The sequence below is a fragment of the Dietzia sp. oral taxon 368 genome (genome assembly GCF_002999155.1).
Classification (GTDB): Bacteria; Actinomycetota; Actinomycetes; order Mycobacteriales; family Mycobacteriaceae; genus Dietzia; species Dietzia cinnamea.
Genome location: NZ_CP027238.1, coordinates 633,238 through 652,567 on the forward strand (window position 1 = coordinate 633,238; position 19,330 = coordinate 652,567).

Consider the following 19,330-nt stretch of genomic DNA (forward strand, 5'->3'; position numbering starts at 1 on the left):
GTCCCGCCCGGTGAACGACTCCCACCCGGAGAACGACCACGCCCGCGACGAGCACGGCGCCGGCCAGCACAGCGCCGGCCGACACAGCGCCGGCCAGCACCGAGACGACCGGTACGACGACGACCGGTACGACGACGAGGCCCCGCCCGCCGCCGACGCCGAGGGCACCGACGCCTCCGCCGGACCGGCCGAGCACGCCGACTCCCCGCGCCGCCGGCGACTGCCCGGTCGAGCCGATGTGATCACGGCGCTGGGAAGGCTCGTCTGGAGACGCCGCGACGCGCGGGTCCAGCGGGTCGCGGGCGAGGCCTCCGCCGAGCATGCCGTCAAGCTCGAGCCGGGTGCCGAGCCCGGGCCCCCGCTCGCCGGCGCCGACGGTGCCGCTGTCGCTCCCACCGCCCCGCCAGCCGCCGGCACCGTCGAGGAGACCGCGGACACCGGGCCGTTCGTGGCGGACCCGCGTGTCGCCGCGTTCTTCGACGTCGACAACACCCTCATCCAGGGTGCCTCGATCATCCTGCTGGCCCGCGGGCTGGCCAAGCACCGCTTCTTCACCGTGCGCGACATCGCCGGGCTCGCGTGGTCGCAGGCCAAGTTCCGGATCTCGGGCGAGGAGAACGCCGACGACGTCGCCGCCGGCCGCGACAAGGCCCTGAGCTTCGTCAAGGGTCGCACCGTCGCCGAGCTGACCGCGCTGAGCGAGGAGGTCGTCGACACCTCGATGCTCGACCGGGTCTGGCCCGGGACCCGCTCGCTCGTGCAGATGCACCTCGACGCCGGACAGCAGGTCTGGCTGGTCACCGCGACGCCCGTGATGCTGGCGCGCGTGATCGCGACGCGGCTGGGACTGTCGGGCGCGCTGGGTACGGTCGCCGAGGAGCACGACGGCGTCTACACGGGCCGCCTGGTGGGCGACATCCTGCACGGGCCCGGCAAGGCGCACGCGATCGCCAAGCTCGCCGAGGCCGAGGGGTTCGACCTGTCCCGCTGCTACGCGTACTCGGACAGCTTCAACGACATGCCCATGCTGACCATGGTCGGCAACCCGGTGGCCATCAACCCGGATTCGCGGCTGCGCAAGTACGCCTCGGAGAACGGCTGGGACGTCAAGGACTTCCGCACGGTGCGCAAGGCGGCCAAGAAGGCGATGCCGGGCGTGCTGGCGGTCGGCGGGCTGGCGGGTGCGCGGGCGGCGGCGCGGTCGTCGTACGGCTTGCGCGCGACGGGCTCACTGCGCCGGATGTTCTGAGCCCCCTCGCGCGTCAGCCGAAGAACACGCTCCCGCGCCGCGCGAGATTGCGGAACAGCGTGTTCTGGATGGTCTCGCGCACCTGGTCGGTGATCTCGAAGACCACCATCGGGTCGTCGGCGGCGTCGGGTCCCAGGTGGGAGGTCTCGATGGGCTCGCCGAACTCCATCGTCCACTTGGTGGGCAGCGGGATCCCACCGAGGGCGCCCAGCAGCGGGAACGCGGGCGTCACCGGCATGTACGGCAGGCCCAGCAGGCGGGCGAGCGCGGGGATCTCGCCGATCTTGGGGTAGATCTCCTCGGAGCCGACCACCGAGCAGGGGATGATCGGCGCCCCGGCGGCCAGCGCGGTCGCGACGAACCCGCCGCGGCCGAAGCGCTGCAGGCGGTAACGGTCGGCGAACGGCTTGCCGAGACCCTTGAACCCCTCGGGCCACACCGCCACGACGTGACCGGCCTCGAGCAGTCGTTCGGCGTCGGCGGCGCAGGCGAGGGTCGCCCCGGCCCGCCGGGCGAGCGGCGCGGACACCGGCAGGGTCATCGCCAGGTCGGCGGCCAGCAGTCTCGGGGCGCGGTCGGCGTGATCGTGGACCGCGACCGTGGTCATCATCCCGTCGATCGGCAGGACCCCGGCGTGGTTGGACACGATCAGCCCGGCGCCCTCGGCGGGGATGTTCTCTGCGCCGATCACCTCGACGCGGAACCAGTGCTCGAACAACGGCCGCCACAGGGGCAGCCAGACGTGGGTGTGGAAATGCTCGTCGAACCCGAACTCGTCGACCTCGTATCCGCCGGTGATGCGGGCGGCGAGCAGTTCACCGGCGGCGTTGACGGCGTCGGCCAGGCCGGTCAGGGCACTGACATCGCCGGTCGCGAGCATCGTGTCGACGGTGCGGGCGAGGTCCCGCACGGGCGCCAGCACCTCGGCGTCGAGCGGCAGGGCGTCCACGACCTGCCCGATCGAGGACCGCATGGAGGTCAGGAAGCGGTCGACGATCCGACCGATCTCCGTGGCGGCGGCGTCGCTGCCGGTGGTGTCCCCGAGGAAGCCCTCCCCCACCATCCGGTCACTGCGGGCGTCTCGGCGGCCCTCGCCCCAGCGGGGTCCGCCGAGGGGTTGGCTCAGGTCGAATTCCGGGCCCTTCACTGCGCCTCCTCCTCGATGCGGTCGGGCTCGAGTGGTTCTGACAGAGCGCCGATCGCCTCGAGCTCGTCGAGGGTGGTGTCCACTCCCGCGCGCAGCCGTGTCGCCACCGGCCCCGGGAGCAGCGAGGCGACCTTGGCGACTTTGCGTTCGACCGCCTCGCGGGTGACCAGGGGCTCCGCACCGGAGTCCACCAGGTATGCATGTAGCGCCTCCTCGGTGGAGAAGCGCGGGGTGAAACCGAACTCGGTGCGCATGCGGGTGGTGTCCATCGTCCGGCCGTACCGCAGGTAGCGCAGCTGCGACGTGCCGATGTCCCGCAGTCCCTGGCTCGACAGCAGCCTCGCCGCGAGTTTGAACGTCGCCGGCATCACCGGAAGCGGGATGTGCCCGGCGCGCCGGATGGCCTGGGTCAGGGTGAGCACCCCGTCCGCGGCGATGTTGTACGTGCCGGGCGTCGCGCCGAGCGTAGCGTGCAGCAGCGCGTCGAGGGCATCCTGCGGGTGCAGCAGCTGGATGCGCGGGTCATACCCGGCCAACACGGGCGCCACCGACGGCAGCAGCAGCTCGCCGACCACGGTGGGCTCGGGCAGGCCGAGGATCGCGGGGATGCGCAGGATGGTGACGTCGATGTCCGGGCGCTTACGGGACATGCCCCGCACGTAGCCCTCCACCGACAGGTGGTCGACCGGGATGCCGCCGCCGGCGTGGCGGCGCGCGGCCATGTCCTCACTGAACATCGCCGGGTCGACCCCCGAGGAGCCGTATACGGACGTCGAGGAGATGAGCACGAACCGCTTGACCGTGGCGGCCCGGCGACAGGCGGCGATCACGTGCATCGAGCCCATGATGTTGGACTCCTTGACAGCTGCGCGACCGCCGGGGGCGAAGTCGGTGTGGTGCAGGCCGGCGTGGACGACCGTGTCGATGTCCGCCTCGCGCAGGATCCCCTGCAGACGCGGCGACTGGGGGTCGAGGCGCACGAACTCGGCGTCGCGCATGCGCCTGCGGTGTTGCGGCGACGGTTTGACCGAGTCGATCGCCAGCACGCGTTCGACGGAGTCGTTGCGCAACAGCATGCCCACCAGGTGCGCGCCGAGATACCGACTGCCGCCGACGACCGCGATGGCGCGGGCCGATCGACTGGTTGGCGCTTCGGTGTTCACCCAGCTGAGTCTAGCCGCGGGTCCGGTCTCCCATGTGCGCAGTCGCCACGCCGCCGGGTTCGATGCCCGCAGTGACAGCCGCGCGCGACGATGGCGTCTGGCGCGCCCCGCGGGGAGGGCGAGACGCCGTGGCGAGGAGCGGCTGCGGGAATCGCGTGCAGCCGCGCGAGCGAGACGCCATGGCGAGGAGCGGCTGCGGTAGTCGCGCGACCCGGCCCGCAGAACCGACAGCGCCTGCCGACCGCTCCCCCGAAATACACCGATGCCCGCCACCGCTGCTGGTGACGGGCATCCGCTACAGGCGTGAGTCCGGGCGCTATCGGGGCGCCGCGAGACTCACTTACCGAGCTTGCGACGCTGCACGCGGGTCCGCCGGAGCATCTTGCGGTGCTTCTTCTTGGACATCCGCTTGCGGCGCTTCTTGATCACAGAACCCATATCGGGGGTCACCTACCTGTCGACTACTGGTCTGGGGCCGTTGTCACCGGCCGTACTGCCACGGGTCTTACTACGCTCCGGCGTCCGATCGGGGCTCGGAAGCCGGGACGGAACCCGTCCAGACTACCTGCCCGCCCCGGCGCGGAAAAAACGGGCCGGCGGCCCACACCCCGTGCGCGTCAGCCCGCGGAGAAGTACGAGGTGTCGAGGTACTCGTGCACGGCCTTGGAGTGCACGCGGAACGACCGACCCACCCGCACCGCGGGGAGCTCGCCCGAGTGGACGAGTCGGTAGACCGTCATCTTCGACACGCGCATCAGCGCGGCGACCTCCGCAACGGTGAGGAACTGAGAACCCCCCGCCGCCTGCGAGCCGCCATCGGTCTTGTCGGAAGTCGCCATCTCACAACCCTTCGTGGCACGCGTCGTGCCGCAGGCTTCCCCTCCTGCGGTACGGACACGCACGTGCTGGGTATGAGCCTAGCGTGAATGGTGTGATCAATGCGACGGGAGTGGGCGATTTACTTCTACGACACGCCGCCGAATCCCGCCCTCACCCGTTCTGAGCTGGGATTGTGCTAAAAGCGCGACCCGCCGGGTGGCTGAGATCTCAGCCCCGGCGGGTCGGTTCGGTAGGCGCACGCGCGGCCCGTCCGGCCGCACTGGGCGACGGACGGGGCCGCGCGGGGTCAGTCGTTCTCGTCGTCGTCGTCGTCGGAGGTGGCCGCCTGCGCCAGGGACCGCGATCGGGACGCCGCCGCCTCCACCGCGTCCGCCACGGCCGCGCGCAGTCCGCGGGCCTCGAGCGTGCGGATCGCGGCCGCGGTGGTGCCGCCCGGGGAGCTCACGTTATAGCGCAACTCGGCGGGTCCCCCGCCGCCGCCGGTGAGCATCGCGCCCGCGCCGAGTGCCGTGCCGGTGGCGAGTTTGACCGCGACGTCGCGCGGCAGGCCCCGTTCGACGCCGGCGTCGATCATCGCCTCGGTGAGGAGGAAGAAGTAGGCGGGGCCGGAGCCGGAGATGGCGGTGACGGCGTCCATCTGGGCTTCGGAGACGACGACGACGAGGCCCACGCTCTCCATGATCGTGACCACCTGCTCGAGATGCTCGTCGCGCGCGTAGCGGCCCTTGCAGACCGCGGAGACGCCGTGCCCCACGAGCATGGCCGTATTGGGCATGACCCGCAGGACGGGCGAGCCGGCGCTGAGCTTGTTCTCGAGCACCTGCGTGGGTACGCCCGCCGCGAGCGAGACGACGATCGACTCGTGGACGCTGTCGGAGATGGCGTCGCCGATCCGGTCGACCACCGCGGGCACGTCCTGAGGCTTGACGGCCACGACGATCACATCGGCGCCCTCACAACCGATGTCGAGGCTGGTGGCGAGGACGTTGTACTTCTTGGCCAGCTCGTCGGCGCGGGCCTGCACGGCCTCGACCACCACGATGTCCGACGACTCGGTCCCCGACTCGCGAAGCCCCGCGATGAGGGCCTCTCCGATGCGTCCGCCGCCGACTACTGCGATTCTCGTCATGCTCATTACAGTGCCACACTCGGTCGCCCGCTCCCGGCGGCTGGCTGTGTGCTCGTGTGGACCGGCCGGACGCCGACTGCTACTCCCCGGTCGGCTCGCGCCCCGGCCGGCCATGCATGCATTCCGCTCACGATCCGCCCCTCGCATGCCGATCCGCTCCTCGGATTGCGATTCGCCCCAGGAACCCACAGCGCACGTCGTAATCGGAAGCGCGTATCGCGATCCGAGGTGCATGTCGACGCGATCCGGGCGGCCCCTCGCCTCCGACCGTGGGGCGCATGGCTCTCCGCGGGGCATTTCGCGGTCTGAGAGGCGGGCCGACCGCGCCGGGCCCGCCCGACACTCGCGCCACCTATCGGATCCCACTGCACCCGCGGGGGCCCGTAGGTGGCCCGTGATCCGATAGGTGGCGCGCGAGCCGATGGGTGGCGCGCGAGCCGATGGGTGTTCCGCGAGCCGATGGGTGGCCCGCGAGCCGAGAAGTGAGTTGCGGGCTCGCCGGAGAGTCCGCGGGGCGAGGGCCGAGAAACGACTCCGCCCGCACCTCGTTCAGGTGCGGGCGGAGTCGGGCCGGCGGCCGGGCGGGCGGAGGCCCTAGGTGACCAGCCTCAGTAATAGCGGGCCGCAGGTCACTCCGAGGCCAACGATCACCGCCAGCGCGATGCTCACCGTGTCGTTCGAGCGCCGTAGCACGCGGACCATGGCGACGAGCCCGACGATCACCACGATCGCCAGCGCCAGCGCCACCCACGTGAGGTTGTTCCACAGCAGCTGGAACCCGATGAACAGCGCCGCACCTGCGACGGCCGAGGCCAGCACCTGCGCGACGAGGATCAGCCACTGAGACGCCGGCGACCGCTCCGCGTCGGCACCTCCGGGCGTGTACTCGAAGTCGCGGTACTGCGGGTCCTGGTGCTCGCCCGCGCGCTCGTCGGTCCTGGGGCGGGCATCGGCGGTTCCCGCGCCGATAGCGGCCGCGGTCATCCCCGCCACGCCGGCACCGCCCGCGGCAGCAGCGGTCGCCGCGCCGAGGACGCCATCGCGCCCGTCGGAGTCGGTCTTCGCGGAGCCGGTCGCGGCAGCGTCGGTCGTGGCAGCGTCGGTCGTGGCAGCGTCGGTCCCGGCGGCGGGGGCCTCGGGAGCGCGGTGGGCGGTCGAGCCACTGCCCGAGGGCACACCCCACTCGGGGGCCTCCCCCGGAGTGGTCGCCGTGCCCGGGGACGTCGTGGAGGCGGACGAGCCGGCGTCGCCGGGCTTATCGGTCGCGGCCCCACCGCGCTCCGCGTCCGTGGTGGCTGCAGTCTTGTCGGCCGCGGCCTCGCCGGACTCGGCGCCGGACGCCGTGGAGGCAGCGGCGGCCGTAGCACCGGCGGCAGCAGTCTTGTCAGCCGCGGGCTTACCGGCGGCGGGCTCCGCGGGCGTGCCGGCCGCGCGCTTACCGGGGGCGGGAACCGCAGGCTGCGGAGTGGTGACCGCGTCCGCTCGGGCGCCGGGAGTCGTCGACCCGGACGCACCGGTCTCGCCGGGAGCGGGTGCCGCGCCGGCGGCGCCCACCGCCGTGACGCCCGCGCTACCGACCGTGCCGCCGGGGGCGGAGTCGGCGAGCGGGCCGGCGGCGGGAACGGCGGGCTCCGCGGACTCGGCGGCCTGTTCGCGATCGGAACGGCCGGCGGGGGCCGGACGGCCGGCCGGGGCGTCGAACTCGAACTGCTGCGGATCCTTGCGCTTGCGGCCGAACAACCCGCGCAGGCCGCCCTTCTTCTGGGGCTCGCCGGCGTCGGCGACGGCAGACGGAGGCGGGGTCGGGGCCGGAGGCGCCGACGGGGTCGGGGCGGCCGGAGCCTGCGCCGACGGGGTCTGCCCGGCCGGAGCCTGCGCCGACGGGGTCGGGGCGGCCGGAGTCTGCGCCGACGGGGTCTGCGCTTCCCGCGACCGGGGCGCGGCCGGCTTCTGCGTGGTGGGCTGCTGCGGCGCCGACGACGCGCCCTGCCCCTGCCCGGACCGCTCCGTCCGGCCAGCCGACCCGGCGGGCGCGGACGTCGTGGTCCCGCCGCTCGCCGAAGCCGGCCCTGACGCGGGCGCCGCGGACCGCGGGGATCGGGGCGCGGTGGGGCTCGTCGTCGTCGCCCCCGGGGTCTTCCCCGCGCCCGCCGAACCGCCCGCGCCCTCCGGCGCGCCGGCCGGGCCGTCCGCGCCGGTCTTCCCGGCACCAGACCCGGCACCCGCCTCGGCTACGGCCTGACCGGCACCCGATTCGCCACCACCGGCAGCCTCCTCCGCCTCGCGCGCACGACGGCGGGCCGCGCGGCTGCTCAGCACGGTGTCGTCGGTGATGCGCGGGATCCCACCGGTGAGCTCGGAGACGCTGACGCCCCCCTCCTCGGCACGGCGACGTCGACGCCCGCCCGGCGCGGCCTGCTGCTCTGCGCCCATGCGCTTGAGCAGCTCCGCCACGGTGATCTGCTGGCCTTCAGCATCCTCGGCCATCGTCAGCTCCCCTTCCCGTCGCCGCCCACGTCCCGGTCGAGACGCTGCAGGATCAGCCCCTCTCGCAGGGCCCACGGACAGATTTTCACACTTTCCAACCCCAGTGCACGCATGGCGGCCTCCGCCACCAGCGCGCCCGCCACCACCTGATGCGAACGGTCGGAGCTGACGCCCTCCAACTCTGCCCTGTCCGCGGCCGTCATGCGGGAGATGAACGCGATCACCTGCCGCAGACCCGCCGCCGTGAGGATCCGCTCCACGCGCGGCCCCTCCGACGACGGCGCCGCGCCCGTCAACCGGGCCAGGGTCCGGAACGTCTTGGAGGTGGCGCACGCCAGATCGGGCTCGCCGGCGGCCCGGATCGCCCGGGCGGGTCCGTCAAGCTCGGCGTCGATGTAGTCGCGCAGCTGGTTGATGCGCTTGCGCTCGGGCGGATCGGACTTGAACCAGTCGTGCGTGAGGCGGCCCGCGCCGAGCTGCAGGCTGTACGCCTGCTCCGGCAGCTCGTCCTCCCCGCTGGTCATCTCCAGCGATCCGCCGCCGATGTCGAGGTTTACGATCCGCCCGGCGCTCCACCCGTACCAGCGGCGGGCGGCGAGGAACGTCATCCGCGCCTCGTCCTCACCGGACAGCACGCGCAGCTCGATCCCGGTCTCCTCGGCGACCCGCGTGAGCACCTCGTCGGAGTTGGCCGCGTCGCGCACGGCCGAGGTGGCCAGCGCCATGACCTCACGGCACTTGGTGGCGCGCGCGAGCTCGGCGGCCTCGTTGACCGCGTCGATCAGCCGGGCGATGCCGGTGCGGGAGATGTTGTTGTTCTCGTCCAGGTACTCGATCAGCCGCAACCGGGTCTTGGAGTCGTTCATCGGGGTCGGATGACCGCCCCGGTGGGCATCGACCACCACGAAGTGGACCGTGTTACTGCCCACGTCCAGGACACCTAATCTCACACGACCACCCTAAACGGTCTACGGTCGCAGGTTGTGACCGCCACCGACCGCCCCTCGAACCCGGGTACCCCTCTGCCCGAGGTCCCCCTGGACTTCCCCCGCGAGTGGTACACCTTCCCCGACCCGGCGAACGACGAACACCTCATCTCCGCCGACATGACCTGGCTGCTGTCCTCGTGGACGTGCGTCTTCGGCACCCCCGCCTGCCACGGCATCGAGGCGAGCCAGCCCGACTCCGGGTGCTGCACTCACGGCGCGTTCCTCGCCGACGACGCCGACCGTCGCCGCCTGCGCGCCAACGTCGCCCTGCTCCGGCCCGAGGAGTGGCAGCGCCGCGAGGCCGCCGAGCGCGCCGCGTCCGAGGAGGGAACCGTCCTCGAGTCGTGGCTCGAGGAGGACGAACTGACCGGCGACGACGGCGAGATGGAGCCCGCGCTCAGGACACGCCGCCTAGGCGGCCGATGCGTGTTCTTCAACGACGTCGGATGGCCGACCGGGTCGGGCTGCGCCCTGCACCACCTCGCCGCGCGGACGGGGCGTAGCCTCCCCGAATCCAAACCCGACGTGTGTTGGCAGCTGCCGATACGACTCACGCAGGACACCGAGACCCGCGCCGACGAGGTGGAGATCCTCCACACCCGTGTCGGCGAGTACGACCGCCGCGGCTGGGGCCCGGGCGGGCTCGATCTGGACTGGTACTGCACCGGCTCGCCCGAGGCGCACGTCGGCACCGAGCCCGTGTACGTCTCCCTGCGCGACGAGCTGGTCGAACTCCTCGGCGCCGAGGCCTACGAGGTGCTCGCCGCGGCGTGCGGGCGCCGGCGGCAGCTGGGCATCGTGGCCGTGCACCCCGCGACCGAGCGCGCGGCCGGCGGAGGCGCCGAAGGGTGACGCCGGCGGAGGCGCCGAAGGGTGACGCCGGCGGGCGGGGCGGTCAGGCCTCGAACTTGTAGCCCAGCCCGCGGACGGTGACCAGGTGCACGGGCTTGCCCGGGTCCGTCTCGATCTTCGAGCGCAGCCGCTTGACGTGCACGTCGAGGGTCTTGGTGTCGCCGACGTAGTCCGAACCCCACACCCGGTCGATGAGCTGACCGCGCGTGAGCACCCGGCCCGAGTTGCGCAGCAGGTACTCGAGCAGGTCGAACTCCTTGAGCGGCAGCGTGACCGCCGCGCCGCGGACCATCACCGTGTGCCGCTCGATGTCCATCCGCACCGGCCCGGACTCCAGGACGCCGATCTCCTCGACCGGCTCGGCCTCGGACTCCGCGCCGCGCCGCAGCACGGCCCGGATGCGGGCGATGAGTTCGCGGGCCGAGTAGGGCTTGGTCACGTAGTCGTCGGCGCCCAGCTCCAGGCCCACGACCTTGTCGATCTCACTGTCCCGAGCGGTCACCATGATCACCGGCACGCTCGACGTCATCCGCAGGCGCTTGCACACGTCGGTGCCGGACATGCCGGGCAGCATGAGGTCGAGCAGCACGATGTCCGCACCCTCGGACTCGAAGCTCTGCAGCGCGGTCGGGCCGTCCCCCGCCACGTCGACCTCGAAGCCCTCCTTGCGGAGAAGGAACGCCAGCGGATCCGCCAACGAATCCTCGTCCTCCACGATCAGCACCCTGGTCACGGCACCTGGTCCTCTCCTTGTGAGACGTGCTCGGCGGCGGGTGTCGTCCCGTCGCCACCCGGCTCCACGTGGGCCGGGAGTTCGAGTGTGAAGGTCGACCCCGTGCCGGGGCGGCTCCACAGGCTGACAGCTCCGTTGTGGTTCTGCGCGACGTGCTTGACGATCGCGAGCCCCAGGCCCGTCCCGCCGGTCGCCCGCGAGCGCGCCTTGTCCACGCGGAAGAACCGCTCGAAGACGCGGGCCTGGTGCTCGGGGGCGATGCCGATGCCGCGGTCGGTGACGCGCAACATCACGGTGTCCCCGTCGATGCCCCGGGTGATCGACACCGGCGTGCGCTCGGGCGAGTAGTTGACCGCGTTAGAGACGAGGTTGGTCAGCGCCGTGACCAGCAGGGTCCGGTCGCCCTTCACCTCGAGGCCGGACGGAGCGTCGGTGATGAGCTCGATCCCCGCCGCCTCCGCCGTCGACGCGGACCGGCGCAGTGCCTCGTCCACCACGTCGTCCACGTCCACCGGCTCGGGGTCTCGGATCCGCTCGGCGCCCTGCAGTCGCGAGAGCTCGATCAGCTCGGAGACCATCTTGCCCAGCCGCTGGGCCTCGCTCACCACGCGTCCGCCGAAGTACTCGACCGAGTCCGGGTCGTCCTTGGACTCCAGGAGCGCCTCCGCGAGCACGGCCATCGCCCCGACCGGCGTCTTGAGCTCGTGGGAGACGTTGGCGACGAAGTCGCGGCGCGCGGCCTCCATGCGGCGGTGTTCCGAGTCGTCGTCGGCGAACACCACCACGAACTGCTCGTTGTACTCGCCGAGGATCTCGCTGCGCCCGCTCACCGAGGGGATGCGCCGGCGGCCGGTGAGCAACTTGGCGGGCAGGTCGAAGCGCGTGGGCTCCCCGGTCGTGAACGTCGCCTGGGCGGCCAGCCACACCGGCTCCACGAGGAGGCGGTCGTCGACGATCCCCAGCTCCGCCGCGCGACGGTTGTAGAGGACCACGTCCTGATGCCGGTCCACCACGGCCAACGCGTACGGCGCCTGCAGGTAGACCCCCTGCAGCACCTCCAGCCGGCTCGGCCCGGCCTGCTCGGCACGGCGACGCTCGTTGCGCCGGTTGATCAGCGGGACGACGAAGCCGCCCACGATGAAGCCGATGACCCCGGCGACGATCGCGAGGAAGATCCCCAGACTGACCTGCACGGCCCCGATCCTACGGTGCCCCGCCCGCGCGCCCGAATCGGCGAACCCCCGTCCACCGGCGGGAAGTCCGCAGGTGGACGGGGGTTCACGGCCCGTTCACCGGGCCTTCACCTGCGACGGGCCGTCCGACCGCACCGGGGCGGGGACGCCGCCGCGCGCGCTACTTGCCGCCCTGGTTGGCGACCGCCGCCGCACCCGCGGCAGCGGCCTCCGGGTCGAGGTAGGTGCCGCCCGGGTTGGCGACCAGACCGGCCTCGTCGAACCGGTACACCAGCGGGATGCCGGTGGGGATGTTCAGGCCCGCGATGTCGTCGTCCGAGATGCCGTCGAGGTGCTTGACCAGTGCGCGCAGCGAGTTGCCGTGCGCGGCGACCATGACCGTCTTGCCCTCCGCGAGCTTCGGCGCGATCTCGGCGGCGTAGTACGGGATGAACCGGTCCACGACGTCCTTGAGGCACTCGGTCAGCGGCACCTCCGGCAGATCGGCGTACCGGACGTCGCTCGTCTGCGAGTACTGGTTGTCCGCGTCGATCGGCGGCGGCGGCGTGTCGTAGCTGCGGCGCCACAGCATGAACTGCTCGTCGCCGAACTCCTCCTTGATCTCCGCCTTGTTCAGCCCCTGGAGCTTGCCGTAGTGCCGCTCGTTGAGCTTCCAGTGGCGGATGACCGGCACCCAGTGGCGGTCGCACGCGTCCAGCGCGATGTTCGCCGTGGTGATCGCACGACGCAGCAGCGAGGTGTAGAGCACGTCGGGCAGGATCCCCGCCTCCGCGAGGAGCTCGCCGCCGCGGACCGCCTCCTCTCGTCCCAGATCGGTGAGGTCGACGTCGACCCAGCCCGTGAACTGGTTGGACGCGTTCCACTGGGACTGCCCGTGACGCAGGAGGACGAGTGTTCCGTAAGCCATACGCTCATTATGACCTGCTACCGGAGGACTACGGTGCAGACATGACCGCACTCGCCGGAGCCGACACCCCCGCACACCCCGACCGGCCGTGGACCGTGCACTACACCCCGGGCACGACGCACGACCTCGACTACGGCACCACCACCCTCATCGACCAGTTCGATGCCGCCGTCACCGCCCACGCCGACCGGCCCGCCACCGAGTTCTTCGGCCGCCTGACCAGCTACTCCGATCTCGGCCGCCGGGTCCGCCGCGCCGCCGAGGGCCTGCGCCGACTCGGCGTCCGGCCCGGCGACCGCGTCGCGGTGCTGCTGCCGAACTGCCCCCAGGGCGTGGCCGTCTTCTACGCGGCCCTGCGCATCGGGGCGATCGTCGTCGAGCACAACCCCCTGTACACCGCCGACGAGCTCGAGGGCCCCTTCACCGACCACGGGGCGAAGGTCGTCGTGACGTGGAACGTCGTCGCCGACGTCGTGCGTGATCTCGCGGACCGCCCCGGCACCCGGATCGAGCACGTCCTCGCCGTCGACCTCCTCGACGCCTTCCCCACCGCCAAGCGACTCGCGCTGCGACACCTCCCCGTGCCTGCGCTGCGCGCCTCCCGCGCCAAGCTCTCCCGACCGGCGCCCGGCACCCTCGACTGGGGCGAGCTCGAGACCGGCCCCGAGCTCGACTTCTCGCACCCGCGGCCCGCCGCCGACGACGCCGCGCTCATCCTCTACACCTCCGGCACCACCGGGACCCCCAAGGGCGCCGTGCTCACCCACGCCAACCTCGTCGCGAACGCCACCCAGGGTCGCGCCTGGGTCCCCGGGCTCGAGCCCGGCCGCGAGCGCTTCCTCGCGACGCTGCCCATGTTCCACGCCTACGGAGTGACGATGTGTGTGGTGTTCGGCATCGCCCAGGGAGCGCGCCTGCAGTTGGTGCCGACGCCCGACATGGACCTCGTCATGCCGATCTTCGCCAAGAACCTGCCCACCTTCATCCCCGCCGTCCCGCCGATCTACACCCGGATCCTCGAGGAGTCCGCCAAGCGCACGATCTCCCTGCAGGGCGTGCGCTTCTCGTTCTCCGGCGCCATGAGCCTGCCCGCCGAGCTCATCGAGAAGTGGGAGGCCGCCACCGGCGGCCTGTTGGTGGAGGGGTACGGGATGACCGAGACCTCGCCGATCATCGTCGGCAACCCCATGTCGACGGCGAGGCGGGCCGGCGCGATCGGCGTGCCCTTCCCCGACACGGACATCCGGATCGTCGATCAGGACGATCCGTCGAAGGACGTCCCTGGCGGCGAGCCCGGTGAGCTCCTGGTCAAGGGGCCACAGATCTTCCGCGGGTACTGGGGCAACGAGGAGGCCACCGCCGCGACGTTCCACGACGGCTGGCTGCGCACCGGCGACGTCGTGGTGCAGGATCCCGACGGCTTCCTGCGCGTGGTCGACCGCATCAAGGAGATGATCGTCACCGGCGGCTTCAACGTCTACCCCTCCGAGGTGGAGGCGGTCCTGCGCACCGCCCCGGGGATCGCGGACTGCGCGGTGGTGGGTCGTCCCGCGGCCGACGGGGGCGAGCAGGTCGTGGCCGCGGTGGTCCTCGAACCGGGGGCGACGCTCGACGTCGACGCGGTCCGCGCGCACTGCCGGGCCTCGCTGACCGGGTACAAGGTGCCGCGCGAGTTCGTGGAGGTCGACGACCTGGCCCGCAACCCGATGGGCAAGGTCCTGCGCAAGAAGGTCGCCGAGCAGATCACCGCCTAACCGCACCGACCAGTCATCGAGAAGACGATTTCGCCCGCATCGGCCGAGTAGAAATGTGCGAAACGCTCTTCTCGACGAGCGCGCCCAGGGCGGGGCCGCCTACTCCGGCTGGGGCAGGTCCTCGGTCAGGTGGCGGAACGCGTCGAGGTTGCGCAGCGGCTCACCGCGCGAGACCCGCCACTCCCATTCGCGGCGGATCGACGTGTGGAAGCCGGTCTCGAGGATGATGTTGAAATCGTGGTCGGCGGCCTCGAGCACCTGACCCAGCACGCGGTCGAGCTCCTCCTCGGTCACCGCGATGAGCGGCAGGCGGCCGACGAGGTAGATGTCGCCGTTGTTGTCCAGCGTGTACGCCACCTGGTACAGCCGACGATTGCGGCGCAGGAGGTACTTGTAGACCTTCTCGAAGTCCTCGTCCGGGTTGCGGCACACGAACGCCTCGATGCGCACGCTCTCCTTGTTCACCGTGAGATGGCAGGCGGTCTTGAGCCGCTTCTCCCCCGGCAACTGCACGACGAAGGTGTGTCCGTCGGCCAGCGTGGACTCGATCTCCCTATCCACGAGGAAGTCGTGGATCCGGTCCACGGTGGGCTGGTCGAAGTCGGGCTCGCGGGTCTCGTCGCTCATGGTGGGGCTCCTTCGGCGGTGGGGGCGTCGTCCCTCGTGTCTACTCGAACTTCTGTCTACGCGAGTGGCGCCCACGAGGGGTTCGGTGCCCGCGCCGCGGCGGATGGTCCAGCGGGCCGGGCACGGTCAGGACGTCAGCATCTCCGCACGCCGGATGCGGTCAGGACGCCGCCGCCTCCGCACGCCGGGTCCGGTAAGCGGCCATCGTGCCCGCGTACGACTCCAGCAGTCCGTCGGCCGTGGAGTCCCAGCTGAACCCGGAGGTGTGCACCGGGGCGGCCCGCGACATGGACAGGCGCAGCTCGTCGTCGTCGAGTAGTCCCGCCAACACGTCCGCCCACCGGCGCGGGTCGTGCCCGTCCACGGTGAGCCCGGTGCGGCCGTCGGCGACGGCCGTCGGCAGCCCGCCCACCGCGGCGGCGACCACGGGCGTCCCGCACGCCTGCGCCTCGAGCGCGACGAGCCCGAACGACTCCGAGTACGACGGCACCGCCACGATGTCCGCGGCGCGGTACACGTCCACCAGCTCCGACGGCGGGCGCGGCGCGAGGAAGCTCACGCGGTCGGCCACGCCCAGCTCGTCGGCGAGCTCCATGAGCGACCGCGGCCGCTCGAGCCCGGACCCGCTCGGCCCGCCCACCACCAGCAGTCGGACGTCGCGGTGGGGCTGCGCGCGTACGATTTCGGCGAGCGCGCGGACGATCACGTCGGGGGCCTTGAGCGGCTGGATCCGGCCGACAAAGGCGATGACCTCGGATTTCTGCGCCAGCCCCAGCGCGCGGCGGGCCCGCTCGGTGCCGCGCTGCGTGCCGGGCGTGTACTGGTCGAGGTCGGCTCCGGGCGAGACGACGTCGATGTCGGCCGGGTCGGCGTCGTAGAAGCGGACGAGTTCGTCGCGCTCGCCGACGGTGTTGACGACCAGGTGGTGCGCGGCGTCGACGATCTGCTGCTCCCCTATGCGCCGCGATTCGGGCTCCGGCGTGTCACCGGCGGCGAGGACCGCGTTCTTGACCTCGGCGAGGGTGTGCGCGGTGTGCACGAGGGGCACGCCCCAGTGCTCGGACGCCACCAGCCCGGCCTGCCCGGACAGCCAGTAGTGGGAGTGGATGAGGTCGTAGTGGCCGGGAGCCTGGCCGGCCTCGGCGCGCATGACGCCGGCGACGAACGGGCACAGCTGCGTGGGCAGGTCCTCCTTGCGCAGGCCCTCGAACGGCCCGGCGACGATGTTGCGGACCAACACGCCGTCGCCGGCCTCCTCGACGGGCGGCTGGGAGGAGTGGGTCGCACGGGTGAAGATCTCGACCTCCACGCCGCGGCGGGCCAGCCGACGGGCGGTCTGCAGGACGTACACGTTGAGGCCGCCGGCGTCGCCCGTGCCCGGTTGGGCGAGCGGGGAGGTGTGGAAGGACAACACCGCGATGCGTCGGGGCAGCGGGTGCGCGACGCCGCGGTCGAGCTCGGAGACGGTCACCCGCTCGATTGTGCCCCCGCCCGCGCCGGGGTGCACGTCGCGCGGGGCGGGGTGCACCTCGCGCGGGGGCGAGTGGGTGCCGCGGGGTACACGTTGCGGGGGCGGGTGGGTGCCACTGAGCCGGGACACAGCGGTGGTGCGCAGCCCTCCCGGGATTTATCGACGACGACGAGGCGGGCATCCACTCCCCCGGCGGGTTGGCATACCCCTCGACGGGTGCGTCGGTATAGCGTCTGGCGCAGCCGTTATCAACAGCCACCACACGCGGAGGAAGTCATGAGCATTCGTCGGCTCGGTATCGCACTCGCCCTGGGGGCCGCCGTCAGCGCGGCATCGTGTTCCTCCGACGCCGGTGAGCAGGCCGAATCGGCCGCCTCGGACGCTGGTGCTTCGGCGGCGTCGGCGGTGGACGAGGCCGGTGACGCGGTGTCCGGGGCCATGGATGACGCAAGCGACGAGCCCACCGACGCTTCGCCGCAGGACCTGCTGCTGACGCCGGAGGAGGCGGGGCCCATGCCGATGCAGGCGGCCGATCCCGCGTTGTTGGCGCAGGCGGGCGCGGGGCTCGAGATGCCCGAGGGCATGGAGCTCGAGGTCGATCCGCCGGAGTGCGCCGACGCCGCCGACATGAACGCCACCCTCGCCGGTGACGTCTCCGACGGTGGTCTGGCTGCGCTCATGGGTGGTGGCGAGGATGGCTCGGCCATGTTCACCGTGCAGGTGCTGCGGACCGGCGTGTCGTTCGACGAGTACAAGACCAACTGGGAGAACTGCGCCGAGGTGCGGTTCTCCGGTCAGGCCGTGGGGATCACCGGCACCTCGGCCGAGGTCGACGCTCCGGAGATCGAGGGCGCCGACGAGGTGCTCGCACGGACCTCGGACACGCAGGTCGAGGCACTCGGTGAGGGTGGGCGCATGACGAACATCGTCTACCTGACCGAGGTCCGCGGCGTGAAGGTCCTCGCCGGCGCCATGACGGCCCCGGACAGCGGGGGCGAAATCGGCCCCGACGCCGAGGCGGAGCTGGCGGACCTCCTGACCAAGCAGGTCGAGAAGGTCAACAACGCCGGCTGACCCGTCCCGGCGTCAGAGTCCGGCGTCAGAGTCATGCGTCAGAGTCCGGCGGTGAAGGAGTCGAGCTCGGCGAGGAACTTCGACGTCTCCTCGAGAAAGGGCGCGTGGGCGGATTCGGCGAAGCCCACGTAACGGCCGCCGGGGATCATCTCGGCGTTGGCCTGACCGGCGGACGGCAGCACCACGCCGTCGTGCTCACCGTGGATCACCAGCGCGGGGATGCCCAGGCCGCGCAGGGTCTCGTCGTTGTCCACACGCCGGGTGAGCAACTTCTGGCGGACCGCCGGCGGGGTGGCGAGCGACAGTCCGAAGATCCGCTGGCCGCTGGTGCCGTCGCCGCCGCGCATCATGGCGCTGCCGAAGCTCGCCAGGGCGGCCACGGCCTTTCGGGGGTCCTCGTCGAACGCGCCGTTCGACGTCACCTCGATCATCGCCGGTCCGATCGCGCCGCCGGCGGAGCGGGAGACCGAGGTCACGGCGCCGCAGAGCACGATCCCGGCAACCCGGTCCTCGCCGCGCGCGGCCAGGTAGTCGGAGACCACGATCCCGCCGTACGACCAGCCCAGCAGGATCGCCCCGGCCCCCTCGCCGATGCCGGCGGCGTCGAGGACCGCCTCCACGTCGTCGGCCCACTGGGCGGCCGAGTCGTAGCCCGCCTCGGCGACGTCGGAGTGTCCGTGGCCGCGCAGGTCCATCGCCACCACCCGGAATCGGGTCGCCAGTTCGGCCAGCAGCTCGGGCCCCCAGCAGGCGCTCGACTGGGCCCAGCCGTGGATCAGCACGAGCGGGCGCGCAGCGGGGTCGCCGAGCACGCGGTAGGCGATGGCGGCGCCGTCCGACGAGACGGTGGAGGCGACGGTCTGGGTGGACGAGGGGGTGCTGGCTGAGGTCATGTCGGTCATCGTGCCAGCAGTTCCGCATCCGCACGGCCGGTCGCGGCCATGCGCCCCCACGCGACCAGTCCCGCCTCGACCCACGCGCCCCGTTTGGCCTGCGCGTGGAATCTGCTCGCTCGGCTTGCTCGCCCCGGCGGGGTTACGCGCCCGGACCGGCTTGCGCGTGGAATCTGCTCGCTCGTGCCTGGGTCACGCGCCCGGAATGGACCAGACCGGACGCGTAAGTCTGGAGCGGGTCCGGAGCAGGTGGGTCGCTGACCGTGCCGTTGCGCGCCCCGGAACCGACGGTTGCGCCTATCGTGGGCCAATGGCTGTCACCACCACGCAAACGGACCCCGACGTCGTCGTCCGGGTGTTCTTCGACGCCCTCGCCTCCGGCTCGACCTCCGCCGCGGCCGAACTGGTCTCCGACGACGTGTGGTGGGCGAACATCGGCCTGCCGACGATGCGGGGAAAGCGGGCCGTCGTCAGCGCGATCGCCGCGATGCACCGCAGCATGCACTTCGGGGTGCAGACCCACCACCTCGCGGTGTCCGCCCCCTCGGACCCCACCGATCCCCGCTCCCCCCACGTCGTTCTGACCGAGCGCACGGACACGCTGGGCGTCGGCCCGTTCCGCTGCGACTTCTGGGTGTGCGGGCGCCTCGAGGTCCGTGGCGGGCTGGTCTGCGGGTGGCAGGACTACTTCTCCAAGGCCGACATGGCCAAGGGCGCGGTGCGCGGGCTCGTCGAGATGGTCACCGGCCGGGGGCGTTAGACCTCGTCGTCGTCGCACGTTTTTCACCCACGATGAACGCATGCCGCGGTCGGTGTCGGACC

18 protein-coding genes are annotated in these 19,330 nt (G+C 72.1%); 5 read left to right on the top strand and 13 right to left on the bottom strand.

Annotation, left to right across the window (positions count from 1 at the left end):
• Positions 1-10: 10 nt before the first annotated feature.
• Entirely contained in the window at positions 11-1,249 is a 1,239-nt protein-coding gene (locus tag C3V38_RS03115) for an HAD family hydrolase (protein WP_371412137.1), read from the top strand.
• A gap of 13 nt (positions 1,250-1,262) precedes the next feature.
• Here C3V38_RS03115 and C3V38_RS03120 read toward each other — a convergent pair whose 3' ends face one another.
• The 7 genes from C3V38_RS03120 to C3V38_RS03150 form a co-directional block, all read right to left on the bottom strand.
• Entirely contained in the window at positions 1,263-2,396 is a 1,134-nt protein-coding gene (locus C3V38_RS03120; RefSeq protein WP_106385063.1) for a lysophospholipid acyltransferase family protein, read from the bottom strand.
• Positions 2,393-3,559 carry an NAD-dependent epimerase/dehydratase family protein gene (locus C3V38_RS03125; RefSeq protein ID WP_106385064.1) on the bottom strand — a complete coding sequence of 389 codons (1,167 nt, stop codon included), beginning with the start codon at positions 3,557-3,559 and terminating at the stop codon, positions 2,393-2,395. Before C3V38_RS03125 ends, C3V38_RS03120 begins: the two co-directional genes overlap by 4 nt.
• Positions 3,560-3,895: 336 nt before the next feature.
• A complete protein-coding gene (locus C3V38_RS03130; protein WP_003855542.1) occupies positions 3,896-3,997 on the bottom strand; it encodes a 30S ribosomal protein bS22 in 102 nt (33 codons plus the stop codon).
• A 179-nt stretch (positions 3,998-4,176) separates the two neighbouring features.
• Positions 4,177-4,398 (bottom strand): helix-turn-helix domain-containing protein, encoded by a 222-nt coding sequence (locus C3V38_RS03135; protein ID WP_007630344.1) that lies wholly within the window; start codon positions 4,396-4,398, stop codon positions 4,177-4,179.
• Between the two features lie 287 nt (positions 4,399-4,685).
• Positions 4,686-5,528, bottom strand: a complete 843-nt coding sequence (proC, locus tag C3V38_RS03140; RefSeq protein WP_106385065.1) for a pyrroline-5-carboxylate reductase — start codon at positions 5,526-5,528, stop codon at positions 4,686-4,688.
• Between the two features lie 594 nt (positions 5,529-6,122).
• Positions 6,123-8,015: a hypothetical protein gene (locus C3V38_RS03145; RefSeq protein WP_106385066.1), complete on the bottom strand. Its 1,893-nt coding sequence runs from the start codon at positions 8,013-8,015 to the stop codon at positions 6,123-6,125.
• Between the two features lie 2 nt (positions 8,016-8,017).
• Positions 8,018-8,965, bottom strand: a complete 948-nt coding sequence (locus C3V38_RS03150) for a Ppx/GppA phosphatase family protein (RefSeq protein ID WP_174705753.1) — start codon at positions 8,963-8,965, stop codon at positions 8,018-8,020.
• Between the two features lie 33 nt (positions 8,966-8,998).
• On the opposite strand from C3V38_RS03150, the gene C3V38_RS03155 reads away from it, so the two are divergent.
• Positions 8,999-9,856, top strand: coding sequence for a hypothetical protein (locus C3V38_RS03155; RefSeq protein ID WP_106385068.1), 858 nt, complete (start codon positions 8,999-9,001; stop codon positions 9,854-9,856).
• A gap of 43 nt (positions 9,857-9,899) precedes the next feature.
• On the opposite strand, the gene C3V38_RS03160 is transcribed toward C3V38_RS03155, so the two are convergent.
• From C3V38_RS03160 to C3V38_RS03170, 3 genes are all read right to left on the bottom strand, one after another.
• On the bottom strand, positions 9,900-10,589 hold the full coding sequence (locus C3V38_RS03160; protein ID WP_063973720.1) for a response regulator transcription factor: 690 nt from the start codon (positions 10,587-10,589) through the stop codon (positions 9,900-9,902).
• Positions 10,586-11,782, bottom strand: coding sequence for a cell wall metabolism sensor histidine kinase WalK (locus C3V38_RS03165; RefSeq protein ID WP_106385069.1), 1,197 nt, complete (start codon positions 11,780-11,782; stop codon positions 10,586-10,588). The genes C3V38_RS03160 and C3V38_RS03165 overlap by 4 nt, the downstream gene beginning before the upstream one ends.
• Positions 11,783-11,942: 160 nt before the next feature.
• Complete coding sequence (locus C3V38_RS03170) at positions 11,943-12,689, bottom strand: phosphoglyceromutase (protein WP_007629981.1); 747 nt, start codon at positions 12,687-12,689, stop codon at positions 11,943-11,945.
• A gap of 41 nt (positions 12,690-12,730) precedes the next feature.
• Here C3V38_RS03170 and C3V38_RS03175 point away from each other — a divergent pair, with 41 nt between their 5' ends.
• On the top strand, positions 12,731-14,443 hold the full coding sequence (locus C3V38_RS03175; RefSeq protein WP_106385070.1) for a long-chain-fatty-acid--CoA ligase: 1,713 nt from the start codon (positions 12,731-12,733) through the stop codon (positions 14,441-14,443).
• Between the two features lie 99 nt (positions 14,444-14,542).
• Here the strand turns inward: C3V38_RS03175 and C3V38_RS03180 are convergent, their stop codons facing one another.
• Together C3V38_RS03180 and mshA are read right to left on the bottom strand one after the other, a co-directional pair.
• Positions 14,543-15,070: a YbjN domain-containing protein gene (locus C3V38_RS03180; protein ID WP_254426065.1), complete on the bottom strand. Its 528-nt coding sequence runs from the start codon at positions 15,068-15,070 to the stop codon at positions 14,543-14,545.
• Between the two features lie 160 nt (positions 15,071-15,230).
• Positions 15,231-16,541, bottom strand: coding sequence for a D-inositol-3-phosphate glycosyltransferase (gene mshA, locus C3V38_RS03185; RefSeq protein WP_106386346.1), 1,311 nt, complete (start codon positions 16,539-16,541; stop codon positions 15,231-15,233).
• Between the two features lie 276 nt (positions 16,542-16,817).
• On the opposite strand from mshA, the gene C3V38_RS03190 reads away from it, so the two are divergent.
• Positions 16,818-17,615 (top strand): DUF5642 family protein, encoded by a 798-nt coding sequence (locus tag C3V38_RS03190; protein WP_106385071.1) that lies wholly within the window; start codon positions 16,818-16,820, stop codon positions 17,613-17,615.
• Between the two features lie 38 nt (positions 17,616-17,653).
• Here the strand turns inward: C3V38_RS03190 and C3V38_RS03195 are convergent, their stop codons facing one another.
• Positions 17,654-18,508: an alpha/beta fold hydrolase gene (locus C3V38_RS03195; RefSeq protein WP_106386347.1), complete on the bottom strand. Its 855-nt coding sequence runs from the start codon at positions 18,506-18,508 to the stop codon at positions 17,654-17,656.
• 310 nt (positions 18,509-18,818) lie between these two features.
• Between C3V38_RS03195 and C3V38_RS03200 the strand changes: the two genes are divergently transcribed.
• Positions 18,819-19,268, top strand: coding sequence for a limonene-1,2-epoxide hydrolase family protein (locus C3V38_RS03200; protein WP_106385072.1), 450 nt, complete (start codon positions 18,819-18,821; stop codon positions 19,266-19,268).
• The last annotated feature ends 62 nt before the right edge of the window (positions 19,269-19,330 follow it).

Excerpts from the sequence above, each read along its gene's own strand:
- C3V38_RS03195 (WP_106386347.1), bottom strand. The coding sequence starts at position 18,508 with ATGACCTCAGCCAGCACCCCCTCGTCCACCCAGACCGTCGCCTCCACC.
- C3V38_RS03135 (WP_007630344.1), bottom strand. The coding sequence starts at position 4,398 with ATGGCGACTTCCGACAAGACCGATGGCGGCTCGCAGGCGGCGGGGGGT.
- C3V38_RS03200 (WP_106385072.1), top strand. The coding sequence starts at position 18,819 with ATGGCTGTCACCACCACGCAAACGGACCCCGACGTCGTCGTCCGGGTG.
- C3V38_RS03180 (WP_254426065.1), bottom strand. The coding sequence starts at position 15,070 with ATGAGCGACGAGACCCGCGAGCCCGACTTCGACCAGCCCACCGTGGAC.
- C3V38_RS03175 (WP_106385070.1), top strand. The coding sequence starts at position 12,731 with ATGACCGCACTCGCCGGAGCCGACACCCCCGCACACCCCGACCGGCCG.
- C3V38_RS03130 (WP_003855542.1), bottom strand. The coding sequence starts at position 3,997 with ATGGGTTCTGTGATCAAGAAGCGCCGCAAGCGGATGTCCAAGAAGAAG.
- proC (WP_106385065.1), bottom strand. The coding sequence starts at position 5,528 with ATGACGAGAATCGCAGTAGTCGGCGGCGGACGCATCGGAGAGGCCCTC.
- C3V38_RS03170 (WP_007629981.1), bottom strand. The coding sequence starts at position 12,689 with ATGGCTTACGGAACACTCGTCCTCCTGCGTCACGGGCAGTCCCAGTGG.
- C3V38_RS03145 (WP_106385066.1), bottom strand. The coding sequence starts at position 8,015 with ATGGCCGAGGATGCTGAAGGCCAGCAGATCACCGTGGCGGAGCTGCTC.
- C3V38_RS03190 (WP_106385071.1), top strand. The coding sequence starts at position 16,818 with ATGAGCATTCGTCGGCTCGGTATCGCACTCGCCCTGGGGGCCGCCGTC.